At 70.1% G+C, this 4,875-nt stretch carries 3 protein-coding genes and 1 rRNA gene; 3 read left to right on the top strand and 1 reads right to left on the bottom strand.

Annotation, left to right across the window (positions count from 1 at the left end):
• Positions 1-77, top strand: a 5S ribosomal RNA gene (gene rrf / locus ACFW1A_RS38550); the annotation flags it as partial.
• Positions 78-145: 68 nt separating this feature from the next.
• Here rrf and ACFW1A_RS38545 read toward each other — a convergent pair.
• On the bottom strand, positions 146-949 hold the full coding sequence (locus ACFW1A_RS38545) for a VOC family protein (protein ID WP_380417995.1): 804 nt from the start codon (positions 947-949) through the stop codon (positions 146-148).
• 136 nt (positions 950-1,085) lie between these two features.
• On the opposite strand from ACFW1A_RS38545, the gene ACFW1A_RS38540 reads away from it, so the two are divergent.
• Positions 1,086-3,347, top strand: coding sequence for an ATP-dependent RecD-like DNA helicase (locus ACFW1A_RS38540; RefSeq protein ID WP_380417993.1), 2,262 nt, complete (start codon positions 1,086-1,088; stop codon positions 3,345-3,347).
• Positions 3,348-3,539: 192 nt separating this feature from the next.
• On the top strand, positions 3,540-4,829 hold the full coding sequence (locus ACFW1A_RS38535; protein ID WP_380417990.1) for a citrate synthase: 1,290 nt from the start codon (positions 3,540-3,542) through the stop codon (positions 4,827-4,829).
• Positions 4,830-4,875: the final 46 nt, after the last annotated feature.

Raw genomic sequence — 4,875 nt, 5'->3', positions numbered from 1 at the left:
CGAACCCGGAAGCTAAGCCTTACAGCGCCGATGGTACTGCAGGGGGGACCCTGTGGGAGAGTAGGACGCCGCCGAACAATCATTCAGGAGAAGCCCCCACCGATATTCGGTGGGGGCTTCTTCGCGTTGTGCCGGCCAGCGGCGGTCACTGGCCCTGCGACTCGGTGGGCTGTTCGCTGGCGATCACCGCGAAGACGGCGCCGTGCGGGTCGGCGAGCTGGACGAAGCGGCCGACGCCGGGGGCGTCCACCGGTTCGCCGCGGCGTCGACCGCCGAGGTCCGCGGCCCGGGCCACCGTGGCGTCCACGTCGGCGACCTCGAAGTAGGGCAACCAGAACGGCGGGGACCCGGCCGCCCGGTCCTCCTCCACCAGGGTCACGATGCCGCCCTGGCTGGCGTCGGTGCCGCCATCGGCGGGGGTGATCACGGTGTAGGTGAAGTCGCCGAACGGCACGTCCTGCTCGAACCAGTCGAAGACCGCGCGGTAGAACGGCTTGGCGCCCTCGGGGTCACTGGTGTGCAGCTCGGTCCAGCAGAGCGTGCCGACCGAGGTGACCGCGTCCAACCCCACCGTGGTGCCCGGCTGCCAGACTGCGAACCGGGCGCCGGCCGGATCGGTGAAGCCCGCCGTCCGGCCCGCCTCGAAGACGTCGAAGGGCCCGAAGCGGACCGTTCCGCCGGCCTGGCCGACCACCTCGGCGGTCCGGTCGGCGTCCTCGGTGCGGAAGTAGACGGTCCAGGCCGAGGCGGCGCCCTCCTCGGTCAGCGGGCCGAGCGCGGCGACCGTGTCCCCACCCCGGCGGAAGAATCCGTAACCGCCGGCCTCGGGGCCGGCCGACTCGAAGGTCCAGCCGAACAGGCCGCCGTAGAAGGCCTGCGCGGCGTCGGGATCCGGGCTGCCGAGGTCGATCCAGTTCGGGGCGCCGGGTGTGAACTCAGTGGTCAGCATGGTGTCGTCCGCTTCCGTCGAAGGGGGTCCCCTTGTCATCGTCAGCCTTGGGCAGGGCGGTGACAATCGCGGTCCGCCGTGTCGGCACGGAGGGGTACGGTTCATCACGCAAGGCGAACCGTCGAAGGGGGCCCGGATGAGCGGGCAGCAGGTCCAGCGGGCGGGCCAGGCGGCGGTGCCGCGGCAGTTGGCCCAGGTGGAGGGGGTGCTGGAGCGGATCACCTATGCCAACGAGGAGACCGGCTACACCGTCGCGCGGGTCGACACCGGCCGGGGCGCCGCCGACCTGCTGACCGTGGTGGGCGCGCTGCTCGGTGCCCAGGTGGGCGAGTCGCTGCGGCTGCACGGGCACTGGGGGTCGCACCCGCAGTACGGGCGGCAGTTCGTGGTGGAGAACTACACCACGGTGCTGCCCGCGACCGTGCAGGGCATCCAGCGCTACCTGGGCTCGGGGCTGATCAAGGGGATCGGGCCGCGGTTCGCCGAGCGGATCGTGGCCCACTTCGGGATCGACACGCTGACGGTGATCGAGGAGGAGCCGTCCCGGCTGGTCGAGGTGCCGGGGCTCGGGCCGAAGCGGACCACGATGATCGCCGCGGCCTGGGAGGAGCAGAAGGCGATCAAGGAGGTGATGGTCTTCCTGCAGGGCGTGGGGGTCTCCACCTCGCTGGCCGTGCGGATCTACAAGAAGTACCAGGACGCCTCCATCGGCGTGGTGAAGAACGAGCCGTACCGGCTGGCCGCGGACGTCTGGGGGATCGGCTTCCTGACGGCGGACCGGATCGCCCAGGCGGTGGGGATCCCGCACGACAGCCCGGAGCGGGTGAAGGCGGGCCTGCAGTACGCGCTCTCGCAGAGCAGCGACCAGGGCCACTGCTACCTGCCCGAGGAGCGGCTGATCGCCGACGGGGTGAAGCTCCTCCAGGTCGACGTGGGCCTGGTGATCGAGAGCCTGGCCGCGCTGGTCGCCGAGGAGGGCGTGGTGCGCGAGGCGCTGCCCAGCCCGGACGGGCCCGGCGGCGAGCCGGTCACTGCGGTCTACCTGGTTCCGTTCCACCGGGCCGAGGTCTCGCTGGCCAATCAGCTGCGCCGGCTGCTGCGGTCCGAGACCGACCGGATGCCCGGCTTCGCCGACGTCGACTGGACCAAGGCGCTCGGCTGGCTGGCCGAGCGGACCGGGGCCGAGCTGGCGCCCGAGCAGGAGCAGTCCGTCCGGCTGGCGCTGACCGAGAAGGTCGCGGTGCTGACCGGCGGGCCGGGCTGCGGCAAGTCCTTCACGGTCAAGTCGATCGTGACGCTGGCGCTGGCGAAGCGGGCCAAGGTGCTGCTGGCCGCCCCGACCGGCCGGGCGGCCAAGCGGCTGGCGGAGCTGACCGGGCATCAGGCGGCGACCGTGCACCGGCTCCTGGAGCTGCGCCCGGGCGGCGACGCGGCCTACGACCGGGACCGTCCGCTGGACGCCGACCTGGTGGTGGTGGACGAGGCCTCGATGCTCGACCTGATCCTGGCCAACAAGCTGGTCAAGGCGGTGGCGCCGGGGGCCCACCTGCTCTTCGTGGGGGACGTGGACCAGTTGCCCTCGGTGGGCGCCGGCGAGGTGCTGCGCGACCTGCTGGCCGACGGCAGCCCGATCCCCTCGGTGCGGCTGACCCGGATCTTCCGGCAGGCCCAGCAGTCCGGGGTGGTGGTCAACGCGCACCGGATCAACGAGGGGCTGCCGCCGCTGACCGAGGGCATGCCGGACTTCTTCCTCTTCGTCGAGGACGACACCGAGCGCGCCGCGGGCCTGGTGGTGGACGTGGTGGCCCGGCGGATCCCGCAGAAGTTCCGGCTGGACGCCCGCCGGGACGTGCAGGTGCTGGCCCCGATGCACCGCGGCCCGGCCGGGGCGGGCAACCTCAACACGCTGCTGCAGGCCGCGGTGACCCCGGGCCGGGAGGGGCTGGCGGAGAAGCGGTTCGGTGGGCGCACCTTCCGGATCGGGGACAAGGTGACCCAGATCCGCAACAACTACGACAAGGGCCGCAACGGCGTCTTCAACGGCACGGTCGGCGTGGTCACCGCACTCAGCCCGGACGACCAGCGCCTCACCGTGCTCACCGACGAGGACGAGGAGGTCGCCTACGACTTCGACGAGTTGGACGAGTTGCAGCACGCGTACGCGGTGACCATCCACCGGTCCCAGGGCAGCGAGTACCCGGCGGTGGTGATTCCGGTCACCACCTCGGCCTGGACCATGCTGCAGCGCAACCTGCTCTACACCGCGGTGACCCGGGCCAAGAAGCTGGTCGTGCTGGTGGGCTCGCGCAAGGCGATCGGGCAGGCGGTGCGGACCGTGAGCGCGGGGCGGCGGCACTCGGCTCTCGACCATCGCCTCGGCGGGGGTATCTTGACGTGAAGAAATTGATGGACCAGCCTAGTCCTGTGATCTTGTCCGGTTCGCACCGGACGGGGCAGTGGCTTTTGGCAGTGTCATCCATTGGCACAGGCCCTTTTGGGCCACCCCGGGTACGCGGCCGTCCTTCGCATGGGGGAGGGTGGGACGAGTCAGGGCTCGGAAGAGGATTTTCATTTCGTCGGTGAGGAAGACGTGAGCGACAACTCGGTAGTACTGCGGTACCAGGACGGCGAGTACGAGTACCCCGTCGTCGAGAGCACTGCGGGCAACGCCGGCTTCGACATCTCGAAGCTGCTCCCGCAGACCGGCCTGGTCACCCTGGACAACGGCTTCGGCAACACGGCTGCCTACAAGTCCGCGATCACCTTCGTCGATGGTGACAACGGCATCCTCCGCTACCGCGGCTACCCGATCGAGCAGCTGGCCGGACAGGGCAGCTTCATCGAGACCGCGTACCTCCTGATCAACGGTGAGCTCCCCACCGCCGACCAGCTGGCGGGGTTCAACAGCGAGATCACCCAGCACACCCTGCTGCACGAGGACGTCAAGCGCTTCTACCAGGGCTTCCCCCGGGACGCGCACCCGATGGCCATGCTCTCCTCGGTGGTGGGCGCGCTGTCCACCTTCTACCAGGACAGCCACAACCCGTTCGACGCGGACCAGCGCCACCTGTCGACCGTGCGCCTGCTGGCCAAGCTGCCGACCATCGCGGCCTACGCGTACAAGAAGGCGATGGGCCAGCCCTTCGTCTACCCGCGCAACGACCTGAGCTACGTCGAGAACTTCCTCCGGATGACCTTCGCGGTCCCGGCCGAGGACTACGAGCTCAACCCGGTCGTGGTCAACGCCCTGGACAAGCTGCTCATCCTGCACGCGGACCACGAGCAGAACTGCTCCACCTCCACCGTGCGCCTGGTCGGCTCCAGCCACGCCAACCTGTTCGCCTCGATCTCGGCCGGCATCTCGGCCCTGTGGGGCCCGCTGCACGGCGGCGCCAACCAGGCCGTCCTGGAGATGCTGGAGCAGATCAAGAAGGACGGCGGCGACGTCGACGCCTTCATCCGCAAGGTGAAGAACCGCGAGGACGGCGTCAAGCTGATGGGCTTCGGCCACCGCGTGTACAAGGCCTTCGACCCGCGCGCCGCGCTGGTCAAGGGTCTGGCGCACGAGGTGCTGGGCCAGCTCGGCAAGTCGGACGAGCTGCTGGAGATCGCGCTCAAGCTGGAGGAGCACGCGCTCAGCGACGACTTCTTCGTCTCCCGCAAGCTGTACCCGAACGTCGACTTCTACACCGGCCTGATCTACCGCGCGATGGGCTTCCCGACCAGCATGTTCACCGTGCTGTTCGCGCTGGGCCGGCTGCCGGGCTGGATCGCCCACTGGCACGAGATGATCAACGACCCGACCAGCCGGATCGGCCGTCCGCGGCAGATCTACACGGGCACCGCGATCCGCGACTACGTGGAGCTCGACAAGCGCTGACCCGCAGCGCCTGACGCACCGGGGCCCCGCCGCACCGCTTGGAGAC

The organism is Kitasatospora sp. NPDC058965 (assembly GCF_042741245.1).
GTDB lineage: Bacteria > Actinomycetota > Actinomycetes > Streptomycetales > Streptomycetaceae > Kitasatospora.
The sequence above is the reverse complement of the archived record's forward strand: the minus strand, read 5'-3'. Positions and strand labels throughout refer to the sequence as shown.

What these genes read in the sequence shown, in the direction of transcription:
- ACFW1A_RS38540 (WP_380417993.1), top strand. Translation starts at nt 1,086, where the DNA reads ATGAGCGGGCAGCAGGTCCAGCGGGCGGGCCAGGCGGCGGTGCCGCGG.
- ACFW1A_RS38545 (WP_380417995.1), bottom strand. Translation starts at nt 949, where the DNA reads ATGCTGACCACTGAGTTCACACCCGGCGCCCCGAACTGGATCGACCTC.